Annotated in this window: 22 protein-coding genes; 3 read left to right on the forward strand and 19 right to left on the reverse strand. The window is 67.0% G+C overall.

The features are described 5' to 3' along the window. Positions 1 to 33: 33 nt before the first annotated feature. On the forward strand, positions 34 to 504 hold the full coding sequence (locus ACXJKR_RS01070; RefSeq protein ID WP_056191257.1) for an acyl-CoA thioesterase: 471 nt from the start codon (positions 34 to 36) through the stop codon (positions 502 to 504). Then, positions 494 to 1,414, forward strand: coding sequence for an SMP-30/gluconolactonase/LRE family protein (locus ACXJKR_RS01075; protein ID WP_457320015.1), 921 nt, complete (start codon positions 494 to 496; stop codon positions 1,412 to 1,414). The genes ACXJKR_RS01070 and ACXJKR_RS01075 overlap by 11 nt, the downstream gene beginning before the upstream one ends. Here the strand turns inward: ACXJKR_RS01075 and ACXJKR_RS01080 are convergent, their stop codons facing one another. From ACXJKR_RS01080 to rpmH, 8 genes are all read right to left on the reverse strand, one after another. Further along, the gene (locus ACXJKR_RS01080; protein ID WP_157280995.1) at positions 1,415 to 1,588 is read right to left on the reverse strand and encodes a hypothetical protein; all 174 of its coding nucleotides are present in this window, start codon (positions 1,586 to 1,588) and stop codon (positions 1,415 to 1,417) included. 178 nt (positions 1,589 to 1,766) lie between these two features. After that, positions 1,767 to 2,078, reverse strand: coding sequence for a hypothetical protein (locus ACXJKR_RS01085; protein WP_157280993.1), 312 nt, complete (start codon positions 2,076 to 2,078; stop codon positions 1,767 to 1,769). 115 nt (positions 2,079 to 2,193) lie between these two features. Further along, complete coding sequence (locus ACXJKR_RS01090) at positions 2,194 to 3,459, reverse strand: choice-of-anchor K domain-containing protein (protein WP_162247719.1); 1,266 nt, start codon at positions 3,457 to 3,459, stop codon at positions 2,194 to 2,196. 169 nt (positions 3,460 to 3,628) lie between these two features. Next, positions 3,629 to 4,993, reverse strand: coding sequence for a tRNA uridine-5-carboxymethylaminomethyl(34) synthesis GTPase MnmE (mnmE, locus tag ACXJKR_RS01095; RefSeq protein ID WP_457320018.1), 1,365 nt, complete (start codon positions 4,991 to 4,993; stop codon positions 3,629 to 3,631). A gap of 199 nt (positions 4,994 to 5,192) precedes the next feature. Then, positions 5,193 to 6,914 (reverse strand): membrane protein insertase YidC, encoded by a 1,722-nt coding sequence (gene yidC, locus ACXJKR_RS01100; protein ID WP_457320020.1) that lies wholly within the window; start codon positions 6,912 to 6,914, stop codon positions 5,193 to 5,195. Then, positions 6,907 to 7,194: a membrane protein insertion efficiency factor YidD gene (gene yidD / locus ACXJKR_RS01105; protein WP_056192512.1), complete on the reverse strand. Its 288-nt coding sequence runs from the start codon at positions 7,192 to 7,194 to the stop codon at positions 6,907 to 6,909. Before yidD ends, yidC begins: the two co-directional genes overlap by 8 nt. 26 nt (positions 7,195 to 7,220) lie before the next feature. Then, positions 7,221 to 7,700 (reverse strand): ribonuclease P protein component, encoded by a 480-nt coding sequence (locus ACXJKR_RS01110; RefSeq protein ID WP_457320022.1) that lies wholly within the window; start codon positions 7,698 to 7,700, stop codon positions 7,221 to 7,223. 47 nt (positions 7,701 to 7,747) lie between these two features. Further along, positions 7,748 to 7,882 (reverse strand): 50S ribosomal protein L34, encoded by a 135-nt coding sequence (gene rpmH, locus ACXJKR_RS01115; RefSeq protein ID WP_054021782.1) that lies wholly within the window; start codon positions 7,880 to 7,882, stop codon positions 7,748 to 7,750. Between the two features lie 382 nt (positions 7,883 to 8,264). Here rpmH and dnaA point away from each other — a divergent pair, with 382 nt between their 5' ends. Continuing rightward, positions 8,265 to 9,725, forward strand: a complete 1,461-nt coding sequence (dnaA, locus tag ACXJKR_RS01120; protein WP_457320061.1) for a chromosomal replication initiator protein DnaA — start codon at positions 8,265 to 8,267, stop codon at positions 9,723 to 9,725. Positions 9,726 to 9,818: 93 nt separating this feature from the next. On the opposite strand, the gene ACXJKR_RS01125 is transcribed toward dnaA, so the two are convergent. The 11 genes from ACXJKR_RS01125 to ACXJKR_RS01175 all read right to left on the reverse strand — a co-directional run bounded on the left by ACXJKR_RS01125 (position 9,819) and on the right by ACXJKR_RS01175 (position 26,251). Then, positions 9,819 to 10,118 (reverse strand): hypothetical protein, encoded by a 300-nt coding sequence (locus ACXJKR_RS01125; RefSeq protein WP_457320025.1) that lies wholly within the window; start codon positions 10,116 to 10,118, stop codon positions 9,819 to 9,821. Positions 10,119 to 10,134: 16 nt separating this feature from the next. Further along, positions 10,135 to 10,845 (reverse strand): DUF6250 domain-containing protein, encoded by a 711-nt coding sequence (locus ACXJKR_RS01130; RefSeq protein WP_457320027.1) that lies wholly within the window; start codon positions 10,843 to 10,845, stop codon positions 10,135 to 10,137. A gap of 40 nt (positions 10,846 to 10,885) precedes the next feature. Continuing rightward, on the reverse strand, positions 10,886 to 11,863 hold the full coding sequence (yjfF, locus tag ACXJKR_RS01135; protein ID WP_457320029.1) for a galactofuranose ABC transporter, permease protein YjfF: 978 nt from the start codon (positions 11,861 to 11,863) through the stop codon (positions 10,886 to 10,888). Next, positions 11,860 to 12,846: an ABC transporter permease gene (locus ACXJKR_RS01140; RefSeq protein WP_235531769.1), complete on the reverse strand. Its 987-nt coding sequence runs from the start codon at positions 12,844 to 12,846 to the stop codon at positions 11,860 to 11,862. The genes yjfF and ACXJKR_RS01140 overlap by 4 nt, the downstream gene beginning before the upstream one ends. 17 nt (positions 12,847 to 12,863) lie before the next feature. Then, positions 12,864 to 15,791: a TIM-barrel domain-containing protein gene (locus ACXJKR_RS01145; RefSeq protein ID WP_457320031.1), complete on the reverse strand. Its 2,928-nt coding sequence runs from the start codon at positions 15,789 to 15,791 to the stop codon at positions 12,864 to 12,866. A gap of 11 nt (positions 15,792 to 15,802) precedes the next feature. After that, the gene (locus ACXJKR_RS01150; RefSeq protein WP_457320033.1) at positions 15,803 to 17,341 is read right to left on the reverse strand and encodes a sugar ABC transporter ATP-binding protein; all 1,539 of its coding nucleotides are present in this window, start codon (positions 17,339 to 17,341) and stop codon (positions 15,803 to 15,805) included. A gap of 89 nt (positions 17,342 to 17,430) precedes the next feature. Then, entirely contained in the window at positions 17,431 to 18,381 is a 951-nt protein-coding gene (locus tag ACXJKR_RS01155; protein ID WP_457320035.1) for an ABC transporter substrate-binding protein, read from the reverse strand. A 207-nt stretch (positions 18,382 to 18,588) separates the two neighbouring features. Beyond that, positions 18,589 to 20,634, reverse strand: coding sequence for an alpha-L-arabinofuranosidase C-terminal domain-containing protein (locus tag ACXJKR_RS01160; protein WP_457320037.1), 2,046 nt, complete (start codon positions 20,632 to 20,634; stop codon positions 18,589 to 18,591). Positions 20,635 to 20,774: 140 nt separating this feature from the next. Beyond that, complete coding sequence (locus ACXJKR_RS01165; protein ID WP_457320039.1) at positions 20,775 to 23,141, reverse strand: beta-L-arabinofuranosidase domain-containing protein; 2,367 nt, start codon at positions 23,139 to 23,141, stop codon at positions 20,775 to 20,777. Then, positions 23,138 to 24,694: a glycoside hydrolase family 43 protein gene (locus ACXJKR_RS01170; RefSeq protein WP_457320041.1), complete on the reverse strand. Its 1,557-nt coding sequence runs from the start codon at positions 24,692 to 24,694 to the stop codon at positions 23,138 to 23,140. Before ACXJKR_RS01170 ends, ACXJKR_RS01165 begins: the two co-directional genes overlap by 4 nt. A 3-nt stretch (positions 24,695 to 24,697) precedes the next feature. Then, positions 24,698 to 26,251 carry an alpha-N-arabinofuranosidase gene (locus ACXJKR_RS01175; protein ID WP_056191226.1) on the reverse strand — a complete coding sequence of 518 codons (1,554 nt, stop codon included), beginning with the start codon at positions 26,249 to 26,251 and terminating at the stop codon, positions 24,698 to 24,700. Position 26,252 lies beyond the last annotated feature (1 nt).

Consider the following 26,252-nt stretch of genomic DNA (forward strand, 5'->3'; position numbering starts at 1 on the left):
TCCATCGCTTCTCCTGACCGCTAAGAGAACGCCATGGACCTGCCCGCCCACCAACTGACGATGACGGTGCTGATGACGCCGGACACCGCCAACTTCGCCGGCAATGTCCATGGCGGCAACATCCTCAAGCTGCTCGACCAGGTCGCCTATGCCTGCGCCAGTCGCTATGCCGGCCGCTATGTCGTGACGCTGTCGGTGGACCGGGTGATATTCCGCCAGGCCATCCACGTCGGTGAGCTGGTCACCTTCCTGGCCAGCGTCAACATGACCGGCACCTCGTCGATGGAAGTCGGCATCAAGGTCGTGGCCGAGAACATCCGCACGCAGGAGACGCGCCACGTCAACAGCTGCTACTTCACGATGGTGGCCGTGGGCGACGACAACAAGCCGGTGGCCGTGGCGCCGCTGCGCCCCTTCACTCCCGACGAGCGCCGCCGCCACGCGGCGGCCCTCGCCCGCAAGCAGGCTCGCGCAAGCCTGGAAGCCTCACCCGATGCAAGCTGAACACCCTTTCGCCCTCGCCCTTGCCCTGGCCAACAACCTTGGCGAAGGCATCCAATGGCATGCCGCGAGTGGCCGCTGGTGGTGGACCGATATCGAAGGCGCCTGCATCTACGCATGGACCCCCGGCGACAGCGCCACGCTGCAGGTGCGCCTGCCCGAGCGCGTGGGCAGCTTCGTGCATGGCCGCTCCGGCGCCATCATCCTGGCCATGGCCAAGCGCCTCGCGCGCCTGACGCTGCCCGACCTGCAAGCCACCGGCAGCATCGCTGCCGAGCCCGAGACTCTCACGCCACTGGAAGCCCACCTGCCCACCACGCGCGCCAACGACGGCCGCTGCGACCGCAGTGGCAACTTCGTCTTCGGCACGCTGGACGAAGCGAATCCGCGCCAGCGCATCGGCAGCTTCTACCAGTACTCGCTGGCCCACGGCCTGCGCCGGCTGGCGCTGGACGGCGTGAGCATCTCCAACAGCATCTGCTTCAGCCCCAACGGCAAGCGCATGCACTACTGCGACACGACCACCCCTCGCATGATGGTCTGCGACTACGACGCGGACAGCGCCCAGGTCAGCGAGCCGCGCCTGTTCGCGAGGAAGGAATTCGACGACAACTGCTGGCCGGACGGTTCCGTCATCGATGCCAAGGGTTGTTTGTGGAATGCCGAGTGGGGCAACGCGGCGGTGGCCCGCTACGCGCCCGACGGCCGGCTGCTGGGGCGCTATTCGGTGCCAGTCAGCAATGTCACCTGCCCCGCGTTTGGCGGCCCGGCCGATGACCAGATCCTCGTCACGACGGCCCGCGAAGGCCTCAGCACCGCCGACCTGATGGCCCGCCCGCTGTCGGGCAGCCTGTTCGGCATGACCATTGAGCCCGGCCTCTACCTGCCCGACCCGCTGTTCAACGACGCCTGATCACCGCTTGCCGGGTTTCTGCACCCAGGCGTCCATCCAGTCGGACCCCGACAGCACGCGGCGCGAGCGCCACATCTCGTCGCGCGGCGGAACAAGTGCGACGGGCTTGGCCTGTGGTTTAGGCCGGTGCTGCGCGGCTTCGGTTGTGACGCTGACGTGTTGAAGGGGTCGCATGCGAGCTCCTCGTGCATCGGGACTGTGCCACTCTGGGTAGCGGGGTACCAAGCCGGTATCAAGCTTGGTTCCCTCGAGTCAAGAACGCATAAGGATCGCGATCGGATGACTCGCTTAGATCCTGAAGCCCAGCTTTTAGACCTTCGTCAGACTCCGGGCGATGCCTGAGTCCCGCAAGTCAGTGGGGTGCGTCTTGCAGGCGGGCTTGCAGGCGCAGCAACAGCGGCGCCGGCACGGCGTTTCGGCGCTCAGCCGAGGCGATGAGAGACCGGACGAGGCCACGCATGGCCTCGCCGTCAATGGCGCCTGCCGCGGAGCCATCCGGCGCGCGCGCGATGTAGTCGCCCAGCCTTTGCCCAAAGCCAGGCGGTGCCGCCGGCCTGAGGCTGGCCTGGACCGATGCCCATTCAGGTGTGGGCAGCACCAGCGTCTCGGTCTCGGTCTTGGCGCAGGCCGTGCAGTCGCGCGAGCTCAAGCAGAAGTCTGGCATGGGTTTGTCCTGGATGCCCACATGCTCGAAACATATGCAGTTCTCCGGCGTGCCCGAAGCACCCACGGGGCCGGAGATCGACGCCAGCAAGAGCACCACCAGCGCGCGCACGGCTCTAGGAACGGCGCCGAGCGGCCCCGATTGCACAGAGGCCGACGAGCCAAAGCGCAAGCGTCGCGGGCTCAGGGACCGACGAGATGAAACCACCCGCCGTCGCGTTGGCAAAACTAACGAGTTCGACTTGGAAGCCTTGGATGGCCGGGTCCGGCGCGCCAATCGGGTCTTTGTCGGCGCCGGTGCCCGTGCTGCTTGGCGTGACCTGCAGGACCGGCGTCAGCCGTGCCATCAGGTCGACAGACGCAGTTCCGCCTTCGAGCACGTTGAAGGTGTTGGTGAATCCGCCGGACGTGAACCGGACGAAGTCGGCGCTCGCGATGGGGTCGTTCGTGTTGGTCGTATTGGTGATGGCCAGCTGCGAGTGGTAGGTGAAGTTGGCTTCGGAGACATTCGCAAAGTTCATCGCTATATCGAGGCCGATCGCGTCGAGCGCACTTCCAACCTGCGTTGCACCGTTGTGATAGGTCAAGGTCCCGAGTTTGAACAAGTCACCCACCACAGGGGAAAAGGCTGCCGCGGTGAAGCTCAGCGAACCTGGTTCGCCGATGCCCCAGTTCACGGCGGGCGTGCCCAGCCCGGAACAGGTGGCCGGTGGGCAGCCGGGTGTCGGACTGGTGAACGTTGCGCTGGACGAGCCAACCGTCGCGGGTTTCATGGTCCAGCCCCAAGTCACGCCGCCGCGCACGGTGATGCCCGTGGCGCCGTCATATTCCACCGCATAAAGGCTGGCGTTCCAGGTCACCGGATTGACGGCATTGAGCGCGTTGGCGCCGCGCTTCGAATAGTCGCTGAACGCAACCGACTTGCTGGTTGACTTTCCGGCCACTTCGCTGGTGGTCCAGTAGAAGGGCAGGTTATCGTCGTTCGGACGTGGGTCAATGTAGGGCGTAGACGCGCCACCGAGAGGCTGGTTGGTGTCGATGAACTGCAGCCAGTGCAGTTGGTGCCCCGCGGCAACGGCGCTGGTTTGACTGTAAGTTGCGGTGAACTGTGCACCCCCACTGCCCTGATTCCATCCTGCCGAATAGGTCCCTGGGGTGATGCTGCTGCCGGCCACTCCACCGGCGGTATTCACTGTCCAACCCGGATAGGCAGAGGTGACGAGCGAGGTGTTGAATCCTGCGCTCCCGATGGACGTCTGAGGCACCACGCGGACGACCGCATTCCCGTCCGCTGAAAGCGCATAGTCCGCTGCGCTCGTGGGCGCCGCAATGGCGAGCAAAAGCAAAGATGCCCAGACCGTTTTGCCGGTGAAGTTCAACATGGAGACTCCCTCTTTTGAGATGGGCGCAGTACACCGGTTGTAGCAAGGGACAGTCAATGCTTGTCGGCCGAGCTGCGGCCTCATGCACGACGTTCCTCCTCAACTTGGAGGAGGATTGTGCGGTTAGGGATTCGTTCTTGTGCCGTTGTGGCGCCGACTCCAGAAATCCCTACTTGCCGATGCAAAAGCTGCTGAAGATGACGCCGAGCAACTCATCGGCCGAGAACACGCCGGTGATTTCACCCAGCGCATCGTGGGCCAGGCGCAGCTCCTCGGCGAGCAAGTCCAGCGCTGCGTCGCGCTGAGCGGCAACTTCGCGAGCCAAGGCCAGGTGCTCAGCCGTGCGCGCCAAGGCCTGCACGTGGCGCTCGCGAGCGATGAACAAACCTTCGGGCACCGCTTGCCAGCCGGCCGTCCGCAGCAGGCGCTGGCGCAGCGCTTCGAGGCCTTCGCCCGTCTTCAGGCTCAGCGCAATCTCGCCTTCGGGCGCGCCAGCCAGGTCGGCCTTGTTGAACACCTGCACGATGCGGCTTGCGTCCACACCGACCAGCCGCGCGCGGATGCGCTCGTCTTCGGCCTCGTAGTCCGCCTGGCCGACGCGGCCCAGATCGTGCAGGAAGAGCACGACGTCGGCGTCCGCGATCGCATCCCAGGATCGCGCCACGCCGATGCGCTCGACCTCGTCGGCCGTCGCATCGCGCAGGCCGGCGGTGTCGGTGATGTGCAGGGGCACGCCTTCGATCTGGATGGTCTGGCTGACCTTGTCGCGCGTCGTGCCGGGAATGGGCGTGACGATGGCGAGCTCGGCGCCGGCCAGTGCATTCAGCAGCGAGCTCTTGCCGACATTGGGCTGGCCGGCGAGCACGACCTTGAGGCCGTCGCGCAGCAGCGCGCCCTGGCGAGTTCGAGCTTGCACTTCCCTCAGTTGCGCAGCCAGCCGATCCAGACGGCCGAAGGCGTCCGCCTTCTCAAGGAAGTCAATCTCCTCTTCGGGAAAGTCCAGCGTCGCCTCGACCAGCATGCGCAGCTGGATGAGCTGGTCGCGCAGCACACCGACCTCGTGCGACAGCGCGCCGCCCAGCGCCCGGCTCGCGCTGCGCGCGGCCGCCTCGGTGCTGGCATCGATGAGGTCGGCCACGGCCTCGGCCTGGGCAAGGTCGAGCTTGCCGTTCAGGAAAGCGCGCTGCGTGAACTCGCCCGGTTCGGCAAGCCGAACGCTCGCGCCGGCCTCGATGACCCGCGCCAGCAGCAGCTGCATGATGACGGCGCCGCCGTGGGCCTGCAGTTCGAGCACATGCTCACCGGTGTAGGAGTGCGGCGCCGGGAAGTGCAGGGCCAGGCCCTGGTCGATGGCCGCGCCGGCTTCATCGCGGAACGGCAGGTAGGTCGCCTCGCGAGGTTTCAGCGCGCGGCCGCAGACGGCTTCAATGAGCGGCGCGAGGCCTTGTGGTGACGACACGCGGACGATGCCCACGGCGCCGCGCCCGGGAGCGGTGGCGATGGCAGCAATGGTGTCTGCGTGACGAGCGAGCATGAATGCAATTGTCGCGGCGCAAAAAGAAACAGCCGCTCGAAGGAGCGGCTGCATCAGAGGTTGGCGCGGGGGAGGCTCGGTTCGGGCGCTCTCGTGAGTCCCGTCCGGGCCGGTGTTCTCTGCCCCGCGAAGCCATTGAACTGCTAACCCCGGGCAGAAAGAAGCCCCCGGGTGCGGGGGCTGTGCAGATTCACGTGATTCAGTTCACGCCCAATCGCTTGTTGATCAGCCACTGCTGGGCGATGGACAGGATGTTGTTCGTCAGCCAGTACAGCACCAGGCCGGACGGGAAGACGAAGAACATGACGCCGAAGGCCACGGGCATGATCCACATCATCTTCTGCTGCATGGGATCGGCGGCCGGCGGATTGAGCCAGACCTGGAACAGGCTGGACGCCATCATCAGCAGCGGCAGGATGAAGTAGGGGTCGCGCACGGACAGGTCGGTGATCCACAGCGTCCACGGCGCCTGGCGCATCTCGACGGTGGACAGCAGCACCCAGTACAGGGCCATGAAGATGGGCATCTGCAGGAAGATGGGCAGGCAGCCCCCGATGGGGTTGATCTTCTCCTCGCGGTAGATCTTCATCATCTCCTGCTGCATTTCCTGCGGCTTGTCCTTCAGGCGCTCCTTCATCTCGTTGATGCGGGGCGCCACGGCCTTCATGCGGGCCATGGACTTGTAGGCGCTGGCGTTCAGGCTGTACAGCGCGATCTTGAGCAGCAGCACCAGGGCAACGATGGTCCAGCCCCAGTTGCCGATGAAGCCATGCAGCTTGTCCAGCAGCCAGAACAACGGCTCGGCCAGGATGGTCAGCATGCCGTAGTCCTTGACGCGCTCCAGGCCCGGCGCCAGTGCTGAGAGGTTGTTTTCCTCCTGCGGGCCGGCGAAGAGAGTGGCCTGCTGGGTCGCGCTGGTGTCGGGTGCGAGCGTGGGCAGCGTGAAAACCATGCCGGTGGCGTAGGCGTCGCCGCGCACGCCGGCCTGCCCAGGTAGCTTGCGCACGAAGAACTCGCGATTGCCGGCTTCATTGACGAGCCAGGCGCTGGCGAAGTAATGCTGCACCATCGAAACCCAGCCGTCGTTGGCCTGCTTCTCGATGTCGACCTTGCCCTTGTCGATGTCCTCGAACTTCAGCGTCTTGAACTTGGTGTTGCTGTTGTAGACCGCCGGGCCCGTGAAGCTGGGCGTGAAAGCCGCGCCGCCGGTGACGGTACTGCCGTCACGCACCAACTGCAGGTAGACCTGCGGCGTGACGGGCGCGGCACCGTGGTTGACGACTTCATGCGTGACGCCCACCGTGTAGACACCGCGCTTGAACGTGAAGGTCTTGATGAGCTTGACGCCACCGACCTCGGCCGATTCCAGGCGCAGCTTGACCTCGTTCTGGCCCTCTTTGAGCTCGCGCTCGCCGGCCACCGCCGTCATCGGCGTGGTGTGGGCAGGCAGCGGGCCCTGGGCGCTGACCAGGCCGGTCTGGGCCCGGTAGTGCTGGCCCTCATTGAACAGCAYGACCGGCTGGGGCGTGAACTCGGGCTTTTTCTGCAGATGCACCATCTGCAGCAGCTGGTCGGTGACGGTCGGGTCCGGCGACGTCAGGTATTTGGGCAGCTCGGCGCGGACGATGTCGCCGCCCAGGGTGTCCACCGTGACCGTCAGCACGTCGGTGCGGATGGTGATCTGCTCGGACAGCGCGGCCACTGGTGCGGCGATCGTGGGCGCCTGGGCAGCAGCCGTACCGCCAGCAGCGGTCGCTGCCGGTACGCCAGACGACGCAGGTCCGGCCGGTGCCGTCGACACGGTCTTGGGCGTCGGGCTGAACATCGAGGGATGCCCGTTGTGCTTTTGCCAACCGTCCCAGAGCAGGACGAGAGACATCGTGAACACCACCCACAGCACGGTGCGGCGAATATCAGTCATGAGGAGACTCGGACGAGGAAGAGGACGCGCAGGAGGCGCGCGTCACGGGGGGAGAGAGGAGGCGGGAAAACAGCCGCGGCGGATTGTCAGGCACGGGGTCGTGCCCGCCGTTACACCAGGGCTGGCAGCGCAGGATGCGGTGGACGGTCAGATAGCTGCCGGCCAGCGCACCGTGTTTCTCAAGCGCGCCCAGCGAGTAGCGGGAGCAGGTCGGCTCGAAGCGGCAGGCGTTGCCCAGCCAGGGGCTGAGCATGAGGCGGTAGCCGCGCACGATGGCCATCAAAGCGCGGGCGGGCCAGCTCGGCTTCACGTCTTCGTGCCCGGCTTGGATGCCATGGCTTTATCCAGAAGCTGAGCCAGCTCGGCTCGGGCAGCCTGGCGCAGCGCGTCGGAAGCGGCGCTGGGGAACTTCTGGCGGTCAAACGGAGCGCGCAAGCGGACAACCCACAAACCCGGCGGCATGCCGGTCGCTGCAGCAAATGCGGCGCGGATCTGGCGCTTCAAGAGCTGGCGTGTCACGGAGCGCTTGGCATGCCGCTTGGGAACGACGATGCCCACCCAGCAGCCTTCAGGCGCAGTGGGCGGGTTCTGTTCCACAGGGTTGTGAACAGGCTGTGATTCGCCTGTTGATAACTCGGCTGAGGCTGTGCGCAACTTGGCGGCACGCCAAGCGCTGGGCGCCGGGTTGGCCGAGAGATGGTGCAGCGCGAAATGCGCGCTGCGGGCCCGGCTTTGTTTGCCGAGCACACRCTCAAAGTCCACCGGGCGCTGCAGCTTGCCGATCATCGGGTGCCCGACAGGCTGACGACGCACGGGTGGCGTCGTCGCGCGGCTTAGACGGCCAGGCGCTTGCGGCCCTTGGCGCGGCGTGCGGCGATGACGGCACGGCCACCGCGGGTCTTCATGCGCACCAGGAAACCGTGGGTACGGGCGCGGCGGGTCTTGGAGGCTTGGTAGGTACGCTTCATGGGAAACCTCTTTGGAGGGTTTGTGCAGGCCGGGCACAGCGGTTGGCACCCGGCAAGAAGGCCGGTTTTGACACCCGGCAAGAATGGCCGGTTCGTATCCGGCAAGAAAAGCGCATGGCGAACCAGTCGCAACCGGCCGGCAATGCGCGAAAACCCGGCATTACAGCAGAAGCCGCCGACCCGGTCAATAAGTCGCCAGTCTCAAGCCGGGTTTGCCAGGGATTGACCCCCTGCCAAATTCTGTGGATAACCCGTCCTTCGGTGGCCTCGGGTCCGTACAATCCAGCCGCTCGAAAAGAAGTTTTCCACAATGAGCGAAGAAGAACATACGGTGGATGGGGTGCAGGCTTTGAAGACGGGCGTGATGACGGGCTTAGAGGGCATGAATTCGCCGGATTGGGCGTCAGAGCTTTGGCGGCGGGGCTGCGAGCGCCTGGCCACCGAGCTGCCTGAACAGCAGTTCAACACCTGGATTCGCCCGCTGCCACCCGCCACGGTGTCTGGCGAAGCCGCCGACAGCGCCCTCGTGGCGACGCTGAAGGTGCCCAACCACTTCAAGCGCGACTGGATCCGTCGTCAGTACGCGGCCCGCATCGAAGCCATCCTGACCGAACTGGCCGGCCGCCCGACGCGGCTGGAGCTGTCCCTGGTTGCGCGCGACGCGTCGAGCGTGCCCATCACCATGCCCAGCTCGATGTCGGGCGCCGCTCAGGCACCTCAGCAGCCGTCGGCGTTTCCGGCCGAACCGAGCGCCGCGCTGCGGCCCGTCAGCGCGCCCCCGGCCAGCACCATCATGCTGCCCTCGCAGGCGCCCGCCTCGGCCAAGCACCGCATCAATCCGCAGCTGACCTTCGACACGCTGGTGCCCGGCCGCGCCAATCAGATGGCGCGCACGGCCGCACTTCACGTCGCCGGCGCGCCGGGCGTGACCTACAACCCTCTCTTCATCTACGGCGGCGTCGGCCTGGGCAAGACCCACCTGATCCACGCCGTGGGCAACGCGCTGCTGAAGGACCGCCCGGACGCCCGCGTGCTCTATCTGCACGCCGAGCAGTTCATCTCCGACGTCGTCAAGAACTACCAGCGCAAGACTTTCGACGAGCTCAAGGCCAAGTACCACTCGCTGGACCTGCTGCTGATCGACGATGTGCAGTTCTTCGCCGGCAAGGACCGCACGCAGGAGGAGTTCTTCAACGCTTTCGAGGCGCTGCTGGCCAAGAAGGCCCACATCATCATGACGTCGGACACCTACCCCAAGGGGCTGGTGGACATCGACGAGCGCCTCACCAGCCGCTTCGACGCCGGCCTGACTGTCGCCATCGAGCCGCCCGAGCTGGAGATGCGCGTCGCCATCCTGATCAAGAAGGCCGAGGCCGAGGGCACGCCCATGCCCGAGGACGTCGCCTTCTTCGTCGCCAAGAACGTGCGCKCCAAYGTGCGCGAGCTCGAAGGCGCGCTGCGCAAGGTGCTGGCCTATGCCAAGTTCTCGCACAAGGAGATCAGCATCACCTTGGCCCGCGAGGCGCTGAAGGATCTGCTGTCCATCCAGAACCGCCAGATCGGTGTCGAGAACATCCAGAAGACGGTGGCCGACTTCTACAAGATCAAGATCGCCGACATGTACTCCAAGAAGCGCCCGGCCAGCATCGCCCGGCCGCGCCAGATTGCGATGTACCTGGCCAAGGAGATGACGCAGAAGAGCCTGCCCGAGATCGGCGAACTCTTCGGCGGGCGGGACCACACGACCGTGCTGCACGCGGTGCGCAAGATCGGCGCCGAGCGCCAGAAGAACACCGAGCTGAACCAGCAGCTGCACGTGCTGGAGCAGACGCTCAAGGGTTAGGCTGGACCGAGCTGAGCCCCCGCGGGCTCGGCGACGCCTGCCTGACAGTCCGCGCATGCAAAGCGCGGGCGCGGCCTGCAAGGTTGAAGGCGCTCAGTCTTCGGCCTCGCCGTAGACCGCCAGGAATGCCTCGAGAAATTCCGCCGACGCGCTCAGCGTCAGCGTGACGGTCAGCCAACCGCCCTCTTCCTGCTGCACGAGCAGCTCGTGGTCCCAGGCCTGGCCKTCCTCGACCGGGCCGTGGCGACCAGGGAAGTGGCTGTGCGCCCAGTCCAGCACCTGCTGGGCCTCGGCCAGCACGCTGCTGTGCTCCTCGGCTCGCGTCGAGGCCATGGCCTCCAGCGTGGCGATGCCGTCGTCGCCGTCGCTGAAATCGAAGATCAGGTAGCGCATCGCTGCGCAGGCTAACTCAGTCCAGCGCGTAGATGCGTAGCGCACCGACCTGCTGGCGCGACCAGGTGCTGCGCAGGCCGAACCAGCCCTCGCGCAGCGGGCTCTCGTCGCGGTGCTCGAAGAGCAGCTGGCCGTCGACGTAGACAGTTGAGCGACCGTCCTTGACGAGGGTCTGGACGAGGTAGTCGTGGTTGGGTTTGAGCAGGTGTTCGGCGTCCAGCCGCTCCTGCAACAACACGCGCTGGCCGTCGCCGTACTTGCGCAGCCGCGTGCTGGTGTTGCCGTTGCCGCCGATGCCGAAGTAGTACAGGCTCAAGGCGTCATAGGACTCGAACGCGCCATTGCGGCCCAAGGGCGAGACGCCGCCGGGACCGGTCGCCATCCAGAACTGGTTGAGGTCGCTGAGCCTGTCGTTGGCGCCGCCCTGCAGGACGATGCGGCGGCGGTATTCGATGAGGAGGTTGCCGCTCAGGCGCCGGTTCAGCCAGACGGTCACGCCGCCGGCTGTGTCGAGGACGAGGTGGCCGTTCTCGGTGCGAACCGTCGAGCCGGGCTTTGCCTCGATCTCCGCGACCCAGGTGGCCGGGTCCAGCGCCTGCTTGAAGTCATCGCTGAAGATCAGCCGGCCGCGCTCGCCCAGCGATGCCGGATCGGCCATCACCGCGCCGCTGAATGTCAGCCCCGACGCCAGCCAAAACAGCAGCGCGCGGCGCGGCGGGACCTTCATGGTTTGCAGCCGGGCGATGCGAGAGACCGCCGCTTGACCATCAGGCAACGACCTTCTTCAGGGACAACAGGCGCTGCACGGCGCAGAAGACGAAGAGCAGGGCGCCGATGACGATCTTGGTCCACCAGGAGCTGAGCGTGCCGTCGAATGCGATCAGCGTCTGGATCAGGCCGAGCACCAGCACGCCTGACAACGCGCCGGCTACATAGCCATACCCGCCCGTCAGCACGGTGCCGCCGATGACGACGGCTGCGATCGCGTCCAGCTCCACGCCCTGGGCATGCTGGCCGTAGCCGCTCAGCATGTAGAACGCGAACAGCAGGCCGGCCAGCGAGGCGCAGAAGCCGCTCAGCGCGTAGACGGCGACCTTGGTGCGGCCGACGGGCAGGCCCATCATCAGCGCCGAGGCCTCGCTGCCGCCCAAAGCGTAGACGGTGCGGCCGAAGGCGGTGCAGTGCGCCACCCACAGGCCCAGGCCCAGCATCGCCAGGGCGATCACGGCACCGGGAGACAGGAAGGCGCCACCAAAGAGCGATATCTGCGTCTGCGACAGCGTCACGAACAGCGGCGCATCGATGGTGATGCTGTCCACGCTGATCAGGAAGCACAGGCCGCGCGCCAGGAACATGCCGGCCAGCGTGACGATGAAGGGCTGCAGCCTGAAGACGTGGATGACCACGCCTTGCAACGCGCCGAAGGCCGCGCCGCCCACCAGAACGACGACGATGACCAGCTCCGCCGGCAAGTGCGCCACCTGCAGCAGCCAGGCAGCCACCATGGTGGTCAGTGCCAGCACCGAGCCGACCGACAGGTCGATGCCGCCGGACAGGATGACGAAGCTCATGCCGACCGCGATGACGAGCAGGAAGGCGTTGTCGATGAGCAGGTTGAGCACGACCTGCGAGGACGCGAAGCCTGTGTAGTTGGCGGCGCCGGCAATGAAGAGCAGGGCCATCAGCACGACGCTGACCCAGGTGGTGAACGAAGGGGCGGCCATGGCCGCGCGCAAGGCTTTCATGCTTTCTTCCAGGTCGACCAGGCGGACGACTGCGAGATGCAGACGGCGAACACGACGACGGCCTTGACGACCATGGTGACCTGCGGCGGCACGCCCATCGCGTAGATGGTGGACGTGAGCGTCTGGATGATCAGCGCACCGATCAGGCTGCCGGCGAGRCTGAATTTGCCGCCGCTGAGCTGCCCGCCGCCCAGCGTGACGGCGAGGATGGCGTCCAGCTCCAGCAGCAGGCCGGCGTTGTTGGCGTCGGCGCTCTTGATGTTGGACGAGATCATCAACCCAGCCAGACCCGCGCCGAGGCTGCAATAGACGTAGACGAAGAAGACGATGGCCGCGGTGCGCACGCCGGCCAGACGCGCGGCGACGGGGTTGATGCCGACGGTCTGGATGAACAGGCCCAGGGCCGTGCGCTTCATCAGCAGCGCCGTGAGGCCGCCCACCGTCGCGACGACGAACAGCGACACCGGCAGGCCGAGCAGATAGCCGCCGCCCAGCCAGAAGAAGCTCGCGGGCTCGTAGACGGTGATGATCTGGCCGTCGGTCAGCAGCTGTGCCAGGCCCCGGCCGGCGACCATCAGGATCAGCGTGGCGATGATCGGCTGCAGGCCCAGGGCCGACACGAGCAGCCCGTTCCACAGCCCGCACAGCAGCGCAGTGCCCAGCGCCGCGGCGAAGGCGACGGCCAGGCCGTGCGAGCCGACCAGCACACAGGCCACCGTGCCGGCGATCGCGACGACGGCACCGACCGACACGTCGATGCCGCGCGTGGCGATCACCAGGGTCATGCCCAAAGCCGCGAGCATCAGGGGAGCGGCGCGATGCAGGATGTCGATCAGGCTGCCGTAGAGGTGCCCGTCCTTGATCTCCAGGTGCAGGAAGCCCGGCACGAAGAGGGCCGCGACGGCCAGCAGCAGCGCGAGCGCGGCAACCGGCCGGAGCAGGGGATGGCGCCAGAGGGCGGCGCGCGCGGGCGGAGAAGACATGGCAAGCGTGGGAGAACTCATGGGGTCGTGAATTGCAGCGCCGTCGCTTCGCCACGGTAGAGGACGGACTGCGGTYTCGTGCTGGGGCCGCTGGTATCGACCAGTGTCACGTTGAAGCGGCGCTGCTGGACGAGGCCGGGGAAGCGGCCCTCGCGGGCGCCGACTTGCAAGGTGCGCCGGGCGTCGTCCCAGCGCAGCGTGACGGTCGCACGTTCGCCGGTCTCGTAGCGGTAGGTCTCGCCGTCGTCCTCGTAGAGAGTGAACTGCGCGTCGGCGCCGGGATAGATGCGGATCTCATAGGGCGCATCGGGCTGCTGGCCGACGTGCTCGATGACCGGGCCCATCGGCACGATGCTGCCGGCGCGCACGAACAGCGGGAACTGGTCCAGCGGGTACTCGCGGGACACGGTCTCGCCGCCGGCGTGGCGGCGGCCGCTCCAGAAGTCGAACCACGCGGCACCCGTCGGCAGYAGCGTGGCCTGGCGCTTGTCGATCTGGCGTTGTTGGTCGGCAAGCGCCAGCAGCTGGCCGGGCGTGCGCCAGGCCAGGCGCAGCTTGCGCCCGCCGCCGTCCTGATAGAACTCGATACGCAGCTTGACGGCCTGGCCGGCGTTCAGCATGACGCGCTTGCCCTCGAAGCGCGCGGCGCCGTTCTTCCAGTCGTCGACCAGGAGTTTGTCGTCCAGCCACAGGCGGAAGCCGTCGTCGCCCTCGACACCGATCTCGTACTCACCCGATTCGGGCACGACGAGCGTGCCCTGCCAGCGCGCCGAGAACTGGTTCAGGCTCTGCAGGCCGGGCGGCACGCTGCCGAGCGGCGCGGGCGGCCAGTCGTGGGCGACCGGGCCGTCTACGGTGCGGCTGGCCGGCTTCTCGAAATTCATGCCGGCGAAGTACTCCAGCGCCAGCCCCGGCTCGCCAGAAGGCGTACGCAGCGCGCTGGCGGGAATGGTGGCGGCGGGCGGCACCTCGGCATAGAGCGTGGAGTGCGTGACGGGCTGTACGAGGAAGGCCGGGCCGAACATATAGGTGTCGTCCACCTTGCGTAGCGCGGTCTCGTCGGGGAAGTCCATCGCCAGCCCGCGCATCATCACGTAGCCCTCTTCGTGCGCACGCCAGGCCAGGCCGTAGAGATAGGGCAGCAGCCGGTAGCGCAGCTGCGCGGCGCTCAGCAACGAACGGTAGACGGCCGGGTCCAGCGTCTTGTACAGATAGGGCTCGCGCTCGACGTCCGTGCCGTGGATGCGGTAGATGGGGTTGAAGATGCCGAACTGGTTCCAGCGCGCGTACAGCTCGCGCCAGGCCGGGTTGCGCTCGCCGCCCGGGTAGGGCACGAAAAAGCCGCCGGTGTCCTGCGTCCAGTAAGGCGTGCCGGCCATGCCGACGTTCAGGCCGCCGGCGATCTGCGCGCGCAACGTCGCCCAGCTGGCCGTCGTGTCGCCCGACCAGGGCAGTGCGGCGTAGCGCTGCTGGCCGGCCCAGGCGGAGCGGGTCAGCGTCATCGCGCGCTTGTTGCTGCTGGCGCGCTGGCCTTCGTAGACGCCGCGCGTCGTGACCAGGCTGTAGACGTTGAGGTAGCGCGTGAAGTCGCCCATGGCATTGCGGCCGAGGCGCTTGATGTCGGCCTCGACCTCGCCGGGGTCATGCGCGGCGCCGCCCACCTCGACCTCGGTGCCGTCCATCCACAGCGCGTCCACGCCGATGTCGAACAGGCCCTTCTTGGTGTGCTTGAAATAGATGGCGCGGCCTTCGGCACTGAAGGCGTCGTAGACCTGCGCCTTGCCGGAAATCCAGTGCTTGGGCGCGAAGCGCAAGCCCTTGGCGTCGAGCTCTTTGGCAAGTGCCGTGTCGTCACCGATCGAGGGCCAGATGGACACCATCAGCTTGGTGTTCAGTTCGCGGTGCAGCGTGTCGACCATGCCGCGCGGGTCGGGGAAGCGCTCGGCGTTCCAGGTCATGCCGCTCCAGGTGCCGTCCTTGTCGCCGCCCCAGTACTGCCAGTCCTGCACGATGGTGTCGAGCGGGAAGTGGTCGGCACGGAAGCGCTTCGCGACGTCGAGCAACTGCTGCTGCGTCTTGTAGCGCTCCTTGCTCATGAACAGGCCCAGGGCGCTCTTCGGGAACATGGGCGCAGCGCCGGTGAGCTGGCGGTAGCCCGCCATCAGGTCGTCCATCGTCGTGCCGGCGACGAGGTAGTAGTCGGCGCCGGCCGGCGCGCTCTCGGCCCAGAAGCGGGCGCCCTGCGCGTCGTCGGTGAAGCGCATCTTGGAATAGACGTCCCAGAGCACGCCCCAGCGTCGCGTCGAGATCATGAAGGGCAGGACGGTGCCGATGTTGGTCTGCACCATCAGCACGTCACGGCCGCGGTAGTCCATGTAGGACTCGTTGTACTGGCCCAGGCCGTAGAGCGACTCGTCGGCCGTGAGGCTGAAGGCCTGCGTCATCGCGTAGGTCGGCGCGCCGGATATCTCGATGGCCTTGAGCGCGGCGGGCGCCTGCTCGCGGGTGAACAGGCTGCCATCAGGCCGGTAGAAGGCGAGGGCTCCGCTGCGCTTGTCGATCTCCACACGCACGGCCGCGCTGGTCAGCACCAACGCGTCGGCAGACTCCTTCACGTTCAGCGGCACGGCCTGCGGCGCGGCCACCACGACCAGGCTGGGCTGGGTGGCATGGCTCTGGCCCAGGTGAGCCGTCACTCGGACGAGGCCTGGCCCGTAGAACAGGATGTTGCGGGTCAGCGCGCCGAGTTGCACCTGGGCACCTGCGGCCAGCGGCGTCCATGCAAAGCCGCGTGCGTCGGGCGTCAGTGGCTGGCGCTGCGCCTGGCCCTGGGCGTCAAGTCCGGTCGGTGACTGCGCGCGCGCGGCCGGTGTGAGTGCCGCCAGGCAGAGCAGGGTCAGGGTGGCCAGGGCGGCGCGCAGCGCGGGGACGGTGGGGTGATTCATGTTGGACACGCTCAGGCCGCAGCCGAGACAGGCTCCGCGGCGATGACTTCAAGCACGCTGCGTTCGTCCAGCTCGCCGCGGCGGTATTCGCCGGCGGCGCGGCGGTCGCGCATCACGAGGACGCGGTCGCTGCAATGCAGGACCTCGGGCAACTCAGACGAGATGAAGAGGATGGACATGCCACTGCCGTCTTCCTTGTGGGCCAGGGCGCGCACGGCATCCATCAGGTCTTCCTTGGCGCGCACGTCGATGCCTCGGGTGGGCTCGTCGAGGATGAGCACGGCCGGATTCGTGGCCAGCCAGCGCGCCAGCAGGGCCTTCTGCTGGTTGCCGCCGCTGAGTTGCCCGATGGGCGTGTCGGCGCTCGGCGTCTTGATGCCCAGGCGCTTGATGTAGTCGTCGGCCAGGGCCTGCTGCGCTTCACGGCTCATGACGAGGTCCAGGCCGTGCCGGGCCTGCAGCGCAAGCAAGATGTTCTCGCGCACCGAGAGGTCGAGGATGGCGCCTTCGTGCTTGCGGTCCTCCGAGCAGAAGGCGATGCCGGCGGCGATGGCCTCGCGCGGCGAGTGCCAGCGGCCCGTACGGCCTTCGGTTTCCACATGACCCGCATCGGCGGCGTCGGCGCCGAACAGCAGGCGCGCGGCCTCGGTGCGGCCGGAGCCCAGCAGGCCGGCCAGGCCCAACACCTCGCCGCGCTTGAGCTCCAGGTCCAGCGGGTGCAGCGCGCCGCGCCGGGTCAGCCCTTGCGCCTTCAACACCGCGGCGCCGGTGGTCGGGGCCTGGCTGTCCAGGCGGGTGGGCTGCTGGTCGGGCGGCGCGCCCACCATCTTGTTGACGAGGGCCAGACGGCTGAGGTCGCTCGCCAGGTACTCGCCCTCGGTCTCGCCGTTGCGCATGACCGTGATGCGGTCGGCCAGCGCATAGGTCTGGTCGAGGAAGTGGGTGACGAAGAGGATGGCCAGGCCCTGCTCGCGCAGGCGGCGCAGCACGGTGAAGAGGCGCTGCACGGCCGCGTCGTCGAGGCTGGAGGTGGGCTCGTCGAGGATGAGCACGCGGGCCTGCACGCGCAGCGCGCGGGCGATGGCCACCATTTGCTGGACGGACAGCGAGTAGCGCGACAGCGGCGTGGTCACGTCGATGTCGAGGTCCATCTGGGCGAGCACTCGTTTGGCTTCGGCGTTCACCGCAGACCAGTCGATGCGACCCCAGCGGCGCGGGAAGCGCCCGGCGCAGATGTTCTCTGCGACGCTGAGGTTGGTGCAGAGGTTGACCTCCTGGTAGACGGTCTGGATGCCGAGGGCTTGGGCTTCTTCGGTGCGGCGCGGGGCGATGGTCTCGCCGCCGAGTTTGATGGTGYCGGCTTCGGGCGTGTAGAGGCCGGTCAGCACCTTGATGAGGGTGGACTTGCCGGCRCCGTTCTGGCCCATCAGCGCRTGAACCTCCCCGGGGWASAGGCGCAGGCTGACGTCSSTSAGSGCCTTGACGCCRGGGAAGSMTTTGTGGATGCCGGAGAGCTCCAGCACGGGCTCGGCGGTTCTATGGAGAGTCATGGTTTCGCGTTCTCAAGCCTCGGCGCTCGCAAGCGCCGAGTCCTTCGTGAGGCGTCGGACAGGACGCAGGTCCTGTCCTCGGTTCTCACTCAGTACTTCCGGTTCGGCAATTCCTTGGCCGCCTGATCCGCCGTGTACACGCCCTCCGTCACGGTGATGCGCTTTTCTACCGGCTTCTTGGCGACCACGTCCTTGGCCAACTGCATCAGCTGCGGCCCCAGCAGCGGGTTGCATTCGACGGTCACGTTGAGCTTGCCGGCCTTCATCGCCTCGAAGGCACCGCGCACGCCGTCGATCGACACGATGGCGATGTCCTGACCGGGCTTGAGCCCCGCCTCTTCAATCGCCTGGATGGCACCGATCGCCATGTCGTCGTTGTGCGCGAACAGCACGTCGATCTTCTTGTCGCGCTGCTTCAGGAAGGACTCCATCACTTCCTTGCCCTTGGCACGCGTGAACTCGCCCGACTGCGAACGGATGATCTGCAGCTTGGGGTTGCCCTTGATGGCTTCCTCGAAGCCCTTCTTGCGGTCGATGGCCGGGGCCGAGCCCACGGTGCCCTGCAGCTCGACGATGTTCAGGGCGCCGCCCGGCGCCTTGGCCGCCCGCTCCAGCACCCACTTGCCCGCCTTGCGGCCTTCTTCGACGAAGTCCGAGCCGATGAAGGTCACGTACAGCGACGGATCGGCCACCTTGACGGCGCGGTCGGTCAGGATGACAGGGATGCCGGCCGTCTTGGCTTCCTTGAGCACCGTGTCCCAGCCRGATTCGACGACTGGCGAGAAAGCGATGACGTCGACCTTCTGGGCGATGTAGCTGCGGATCGCCTTGACCTGGTTCTCCTGCTTTTGCTGCGCGTCGGCAAACTTCAGCGTGATGCCGGCCTCCTTGGCCGCGGCCTTGATGGACGCGGAGTTGGCGGTGCGCCATTCGCTTTCGGCGCCCACCTGGGAGAAGCCCATGACGAGCGGGGCGGCAAGGGCGCCGAACGCGGGGGTCAGCAAAGCGGCGGCCAGCAGGCTGCGGCGCAGAATTCTCATGGTTGTCTCCATCTGAGGTCTTGTGACAGCCGATGGTAGGAAGGCCAGTGATGCGCGACCAATGACATTTCTCCGTCAAGCCATGTCGATTTCGGTATGGGCCAGTCTCTCACCTCTGGCCGAACGCCTGGCGCGGTCGCCGCGTCTGTGTCGGAATGCCATGTAAACCAAGGAACCGACACAGCGCGTCCACGCGGTACTGGCGGCCTATTTGGTCGACAGCACCAGCACCGTCACAGAATACGGCGCGAAGCTGTAGCTGAACTGCTTGCCGAGCCCGCTCGCCTTGCTCGTCACCGGCACCACCTTGGTCGGCTCGGTGATGGTGTTGGTGTCTTCCTTGTGCGCCGAGCTCAGTACGATGGCCTCGCCTTCGGCCGCCACCTTGGCGGCGCCGGCCAGGTCGACCTGCACCGTCTGCGCGTTGCCGATCGCGTTGACGACTTTCAGGTAGATCTCGCCGCGCTGGTCCGACTTGGTCGCCGAGAAGAACATCGTCGGCACCTGCCTGGCCGGCGGCACGTCCTGCGGCGTCTCCTTCTTGGGCTGCTGCTGCCAGGTTTGCGTGCTGACCTTCTCGGCGTGCACCGGCAGCGAAACATTGCCCAGATAGTTGCTGAACATCTTTTGCGCGTAGTACGACGGCGAACCGTAGCTGGACTGCGCGTTGTAGCCGATCAGGTTGTACTGCCACTGCATGCCGCCCGGGTTCACGTTCACAAACAGCGGCGCGTAGCAGGACATCTCGACGATGTCGGCATTGCGCTCCATGCCGGCCATGAAGGCGGCATCGGCCAGTGCGCCGTGCAGGTTGGTGGTCGGCGAGCCTTCCTGCCCCGCCCATTCGCCGATGAAGACCTTCGGCCCGCTGCGCGCATAACTGTCATAGCGCGCGGCGTCGTTCATCATTTCCATCGGGTTGTAGTAGTAGTGCTCGTCGATCAGGTCGGGCACCCGGCTGGACAACTTCTGTTGCTGGCCCAGCCAGTCCTTGCCATTGACCGTGGAGATCAGCTTGATCTTCGGGTACTTCTTCTTGATGGCGTCGTGGAACTGGGTGTAGCGGCCGTCGTAGGTCTTGTTCTTCTCGAAGCCATCCTCGTTGCCGATCTCGACATAGCGCAGCTTGAACGGCGCCGGATGGCCGTCCTTGGCGCGCTTGGCGCCCCACTTCGTGCTCACGTCGCCGGTCACATATTCGATTTCGTCGAGCGCGTCCTGGACGAAGGGCTGCAGTTCCTTGCCGACTGGGACGGACTCGCCGTTGAGCGCGTAGCCGGCGAACACCGCCAGCACCGGCTCGGCCTTCATGTCCTCGCACCACAGCAGAAATTCGAGCAGCCCCATGCCGTCGGTGGAGCGGTAGCCCCAGGTGCCGGGATTGCCTGGGCGCTGGTCGATCGGGCCCAGCGTTTCCTTCCACTTGAAGCGGTTCGTCACGCTGCCGCCTTCGACATAGTTCCCGCCGGGGAAGCGCAGGAAGCCCGGCTTCATGTCGATCATCTTTTGCATCAGGTCGGGTCGCAGGCCGTTCGGCCGGTCCTTGTGGGTCGGCGGGAACAGCGACACCAGGTTGAACCACACCTTGCCCGGGCTTTCGGTGGCAAGCACCAGGCGCGCTTCGGCGGTCGGCTTGACGTTCGCACCGGTGGTGAGGGTGACGCTGTAGCGCTTCCATTGGCCGTCGATGCGGCCGCCTTCGGCCTGGGCGTAGACGGTCTTGCCGTCGACGCCTTCAATGCTAATGGTCAGCGGCACGCCGGCGGCGCCGGACGTCTTGGCGTAGAAGCTGGCGCGGTAGCTGGTGTTCGGCGTGACAGGGATGCCCCAGTAGCCCGCATTGGCGATACCGACACGGTGACCCGGCGAAGCGTTCTCGGCGTCGATCCGCAGACTGGTCGTCAGGGCAGTGCCGGCGACCGGGTAACGCTCGTCGAGCGCCATCGCGGCGCTGCCGCCGGCGTCCTGCACCAGCGACCAGTGTTCCGGCGTGTAGCCGTGATTCTTGAAGGCGCGGTTGCGCACCAGTTCCGCATACAGGCCGCCGTCGTAGGAGAAGTTGATCTCCTCGGTCATCAAACCGTACAGGGTCGGGCTGACCGGCAGGCCAGGCTTGGTGAGGTCGATCCTGACGGTGGTCTGCGCCATCGCCAGCGGGGCGATCAGCGCAACCAGCGACACCAGGCGGGAGAGGCGGAAGCGGCGTTGCACGATGGGCATGGCGGCGCTGTGCGATGGAATGTTCGAGGTCATGGGCAGGATGGTCCGTGAGTGAAACTGCGCTTGCGGGCGCTTATGTGTGAGGTTCGCGGCATCTGCGCCGCGAACGTGGTGCCAACAACGCAAGGCCAGGCGCTTGTCCATGAGCAGCAACATTGCGCCGCTGCCATCAGTCAACGCAACAGCCTCAGGCCGTAGAGGCCACCGGCGAGGGAACCCGGCTTGGCAACGAAGCGCACCTCCAGCTTGCCGCCTGCGGCAGCGACGAGATCGGGCGGCAGTGGCACTTCGCGGGCATACAGCGGCTGGGCTTCGGAGGCCAGCGCCAGCTCGGCGACGACACGGCCGTTGACGACCACGTCAAAGCGCCGGCCCGCATCGCCGCTGGCCAGCATCAGGCGCAGCAGCCGGCCCTGTGCCTGCGGGTCGTTCAGCGTGTAGCCGAACCACTGCTTCGCATGCCGCCAGCGGCCGGCCGGCGCGATGCCGGTTTCGGCGCCCTCGCCCTGGAAGCTGTGGTCGGACTCGGGCTGCTGCTCGCCCGGGGCGACCTGGTCGATGGTCTGCGCGTCCAGCGCCAGGCGCTCTTCCTCGGCCTTGGCCAGCTCGGCACGCATCAGGCTCTGCTGGGCCGGCGTGGACCGCGCCCAATAGACCATGTAACGCGAGTCGTGCAGGCGGAAGAAGGGGATGAGCTGCAGCTTGTCCGCGTCCTTGCCACCCTGGATGAGGTCGGGCGCGGTAAAGGTGAGCGGCTGGCCGGGCACGGGCTTGAAGCGGCGGATGAAGTCGGCCTTGTCGCTGACGAACACCGGCGCGCTGTCCTGCGGGCAAACGGCGCCGGCCGGGACTTGGTCCCCACGCGCGCTGTCGGCCATGAAGTTCAGCGTCTCGCCCGGCTGCGGCGTCTTGGCGGCCAGCACGATGGGGCCGTGCAGCACGGCGACGTAGTTCTTCAGGCCGGGCATGGGCTCCAGCGTCGTGCGCATGGGCAGCTCGATGTCGACCCGGTCGCCGGCCTTCCAGTCGCGGCGCAGTTCGACATAGTCGCCGGGCTTGGCCGTCACCTTGACGGGGTTGCCGTTCAGCTTGACCCTCAGCGCGCCGGGCGCGACCCAACCGGGGTAGCGAACCTTGAGCGCGAAGCTGCCGGCGCCGTCCACCGTCAGCCGCGTGCGCGACTCGTCGGGGAACCGGGTGGACTGCGTGAGCTTGATGCCGCGCTCGCGCCAGTCCAGCTTGGAGGCGACGAAGAGGTTGACGACCAGTGCGTCGTCGCCCTCATGCGCGTAGATGAACTCGCCGTGACGCGCGTGGCTCTCGATGCCGGAGCCCACGCAGCACCACATGCTGTCGTCCACCTTGGAGTAGACGCGGTAGTGCTGCGGCCGCATCGGCGTGAAGTAGACCAAGCCGCCATCGCCCGGGTGCTGGGACGCGAGGATGTGGTTGTAGAGCGTGCGCTCGTAGTAGTCGGCGTACTTGCCCGTTCCCGCGCCCTGCTTCGGCCGGGCCTGCGCCAGCAGCGCGGTCAGCTTGAGCATGTTGTAGCTGTTGCAGGTCTCGGGGCCTTCCACCGCGTCGAGCATCGGCTTGAAGTCGTCGGCCGGATGGAAGTGCTCCTTGACGCTGTTGCCGCCGATCGCCACGCTGCGCTTTTCGACGACGGTGCGCCAGAAGAACTCCGCCGCGCGCCAGCCCTCGTCCTCGCCAGCCTGCTGCGCGATGCGCGCAAAGCCGATGACCTTGGGGATCTGCGTGTTGGCATGCAGGCCGGTGAGCTTGTCCTGGCCGGCCGCGAGCGGCTGCAGGATGGCCCGGTGCGAGAAGCGCCGCGCCAGCGCCAGGTAGCGCAGGTCGCCGGTCATCTCGGCCACGTCGGCCAGCACCTCGTTCATGCCGCCGTGCTCGGCGCGCAACATGTCCTGCATCTGCGCGTCGCTCAGCGGCGTGGTCAGGCGCAGCGCCCAGTCGCTCAGGCGCACGAGCATGGCCTTGGCGTCGGCATTGCCGGCGTGCACCCAGGCGTCGCGCAGGCCGGCGAACGTCTTGTGGAGGTTGTACCAGGGCACCCAGCGCCCGTTGAGTCCGAAGCTTTCGACCTTGAGCTCGCCCGCGGCCACCTGGCCCCAAGCCTTGGCGCCGTCGGGAACGCCGCCGATGTAGCCGTTGCCGAGCTTGTCCTGGCAGCGCTTGAGTTCGGCGATGAAGTAGTCCAGTCGCTTCTTGACCTCAGCGTCGCCGGTGGAGGCCCACATCAGCGCCAGCGCTGAAACATAGTGGCCGCCCATGTGACCGTCCAGGCCGTGGGACTCCCAATTGCCGTAGCTGGGCGTAGGCACCGGCAGGCCGGCCTCGCGGCGGAAGGGCGCCAGCAGGCGCTCGGGGTCGAGCGCCATCAGGTAGCGCAGGTCGGTGCTCTGCGCGTCGAGGAACGGCCCGTCCTGTAGACGTACACGATCCAGCGCAAAGGCTTGCGTCGCCGCATGCGCGCCGTGGGCACACAGCGCGAGGGCGAAGATGGCGAGAAGGCGTTTCATTGCGAGCTCCCTGTGCGAACCGCCCACAGCGACACGCCGCCGGAGGACAGCGCGCTGAAGGTCACGACGAATGCGCTGGAGTTGGTGTTCCATTGCCGGGACAGTACGCCGGCATAGGTCGCTCCGCCGCTCACCACACTCAGTTTGTTGCTGCCCTTGTGCATCCAGTTGCCTGTCATGCCGCCGCCGAGCGTGCCATCGGCGTTCAGCGTGACGTTGATCGAAGTCTTGCTCACTGCCGTGATGTCCTTGCCATGGTTGACGAGCTTGTAGTTGCCGGCCGCCTGCGCGGCGCTGACGTCGGCCGTCTGCGCCGGCGTGGCCAGGCTCAGCGGCGCGTAGCGCAGCGGCGCGACGACGAGCCAGCCGTCCTCGTTCAGATGCATCTCGTGCACCCGCACCTCGTGGACCTCGCCGGTGCCAGGGAAGCGCGTGTGAAAGATGATGAAGTACTGACCGGTGGCCGCGTCGTGGTAGGCCGAGTTGTGGCCCGTCGAGACATAGCCCAGCGCCGTGCCGGTCTCGCCGGCCGCGTTGGCGAACTGGTGGCCGCCCATCAGCTTCATGCCGTGCGGCGTGATGCTGGCGTCGTCAAAGACCGTGCCGGCCGCACCCTTGACGGTGGCCATGTCGGTGCCGGCACCATCCACGTAGGGCCCATCGGGTTGCAGGGACCGCGTCACGCGGACGTTGTAGCCGCCGGCCGCATCCAGGCCGCCGAAGGACGTGAACAGGTAGTAGTACTGGCTCTGCGGGCTGTAGAGAACGTAGGCCCCTTCAATGCGCGCATGGTTGCCGCCCATCAGGTGCCTGCCGTAGCCCTGGCCCGGCAGCGGCAGGCCGGTCGTCGCGTTCAGCTGCAGGATGAACAGGCCGCCCGAGTAGGAGCCGTAGATCATCCACAGCTTGCCCGTTGCGTCCTTGAACACCTGGGGGTCGACGACGTTGGGGTGGACGGTCGCGTCATAGACCGTGCCGTCCTCGCTGGGCAGCCCCCACATGCCCGATTTCAGCAGGATCTGCTTGTTGACGTAGGGGCCGTCCACCTTGTCGGCCACGGCCACGCCCAGCGCCGAACGCGGAGAGTCGCCCTTGCAGGCGCAGTAATACATGTAGAACTTGCCGTCGTCGAGCCTTGCGACGTCGGGCGCCCACAGGTCGGTGACCTGGGCCCAGGCGAAGGTATCCGCCAGGGCCGTCGTGACCTTGTTGCCGAACAGCGCGTTGGCGTCGTTGACGCCATCGGCCACTTTGGTCCAGTTCATCAGGTCCGTCGTCTTGGCCGCGGCGAGATGGGAGCCGAAGACGTAGAAGGTGCCGTCGGTGCGGATGACCGAGGGGTCATGCACGGCGACGTTGGCGAAGCTCACCGGTGCCTGCGAAGGCGCAGGCGCTGGGGCCGGCGCGGGCGCGGGTGCAGGTGCGGGAGGCGGAGCGGGTGCCGGCGTCGGTGCAGGCGAAGGCGCCGGCGAGTCGCCGCCGCCCCCGCCGCAGGCCGTCAAGGTGAGCACGGCTGCGCCCGCGAGGAACTCGCGTCGCTTGGGGGCGCTCATGGCTCAGCCTTCGATGGCGACGACCAGGACGGACTTGGCAGGCAGCTTCAGCGTGAGCTTGCCGCCGACGGCCTGCGCCTCATAGGCCTGCGGCGTGACCAGCGGCGCCTTGCCCAGTTCGTTTTGCGCATCCATCGCGGCGGCGGTCAGCAGCTTGCCGCGCGCGGCCTTGGCTGCACCGGCGCCGACCTGCACGCTCAGCTCGGCGGGCTGGTTGGGGTTGGCGTTGACCAGGCCGACGTAGAGCTTGCCGTCCTTGGCCCGCGCGGCCGTCACGCTCAGGCCCGGCATCTCGGCCGCGCCGACCTTGTAGACCGGGTTGTTCTCGATCTTGGCGGGCAGCGAGGTCGCGTCCTGGAAGGGCGTGTACAGCGCGAAGGCGTGGTAGGTCGGCGTCAGGACCAGCTTGTCCTTGGTCGTCTGGATCATGGCCTGCAGCACGTTGACCATCTGCGCGATATTGGTCATCTGCACGCGGTCGGCATGGGCGTGGAAGACGTTGAAGTGCAGGGCCGCGAGCAGCGCGTCGCGCAGCGTGTTGCGCTGGACCAGGAAGCCGGGGTTGGTGCCGGGGTCCGCGTCATACCAGCTGCCCCACTCGTCGAAGTAGAAGCCGATCTTCTTGCTGGGGTCGTTCTTGTCGAGGACGGCCGAGTTCTTGGCGATCATCTGCTCGATCTGCTGGACGTTGCCCAGCGTCGAGATCCATTCGCTCTCGGGGAAGCCGATGGCCGCGCCCTTCTTTTCCCAGTTGCCGGTGGGCAGGGTGTAGGCGTGGTGGGAGATCGCGTTGACGCCCGGCACGCCCTTGCTGAGCACGTCGGTCCACTCGGTCTGCATGCCGTTGCCGCCGCTGGCGATGATGATGGGCCGGTTGTGGCCGGGCGCCCTCAGGAAGGAGGCGACCTGGCGGAACTGGTCGGCGTAGTACTCGGGGCGCATGTTGCCGCCGCAGCCCCAGGTCTCGTTGCCGACGGCGAAGTAATGCACGCGGAAGGGCTTGTCGCGGCCGTTCTTGCGGCGCAGCTCGGCCAGTGAGGACTTGCCCTCGGCCGTCATGTACTCCAGCCATTCGGACATTTCCTGCGCGCTGCCGGTGCCCAGGTTGCCGTTGACGTAGGCCTCGGCGCCGATCTGCTCGACCAGGTCGAAGAACTCGTGCGTGCCAACCGCGTTGTCCTCGGGCACACCGCCCCAGTTGCTGTTGACCTTGACCGGGCGTTGCTTGCGCGGGCCGATGCCTTCGCGCCAGTGGTATTCGTCGGCGAAGCAGCCGCCGGGCCAGCGCACCAGCGGCACCTTGAGCTCCTTGAGCGCCGCGACGACGTCCTTGCGCCAGCCGCGCACATTGGGGATCTTGGAGTCGGGACCGACCCACATGCCCTCGTAAATGCCGGTGCCCAGGTGCTCGGCGAACTGACCGTAGATGTTGCGGTGGATGACGGGGCCGGGCTGGTCGGGGCTGACCACCAGCTTGATGTCGGCGGCCAGGGCGCTGGCGCCCAGGGCCAGGGTCGCCCCCAGCGCGACCACCTTGGCGAGCAGTTGCTTCTTCATC

This window comes from Roseateles sp. P5_E11 (assembly GCF_054049355.1).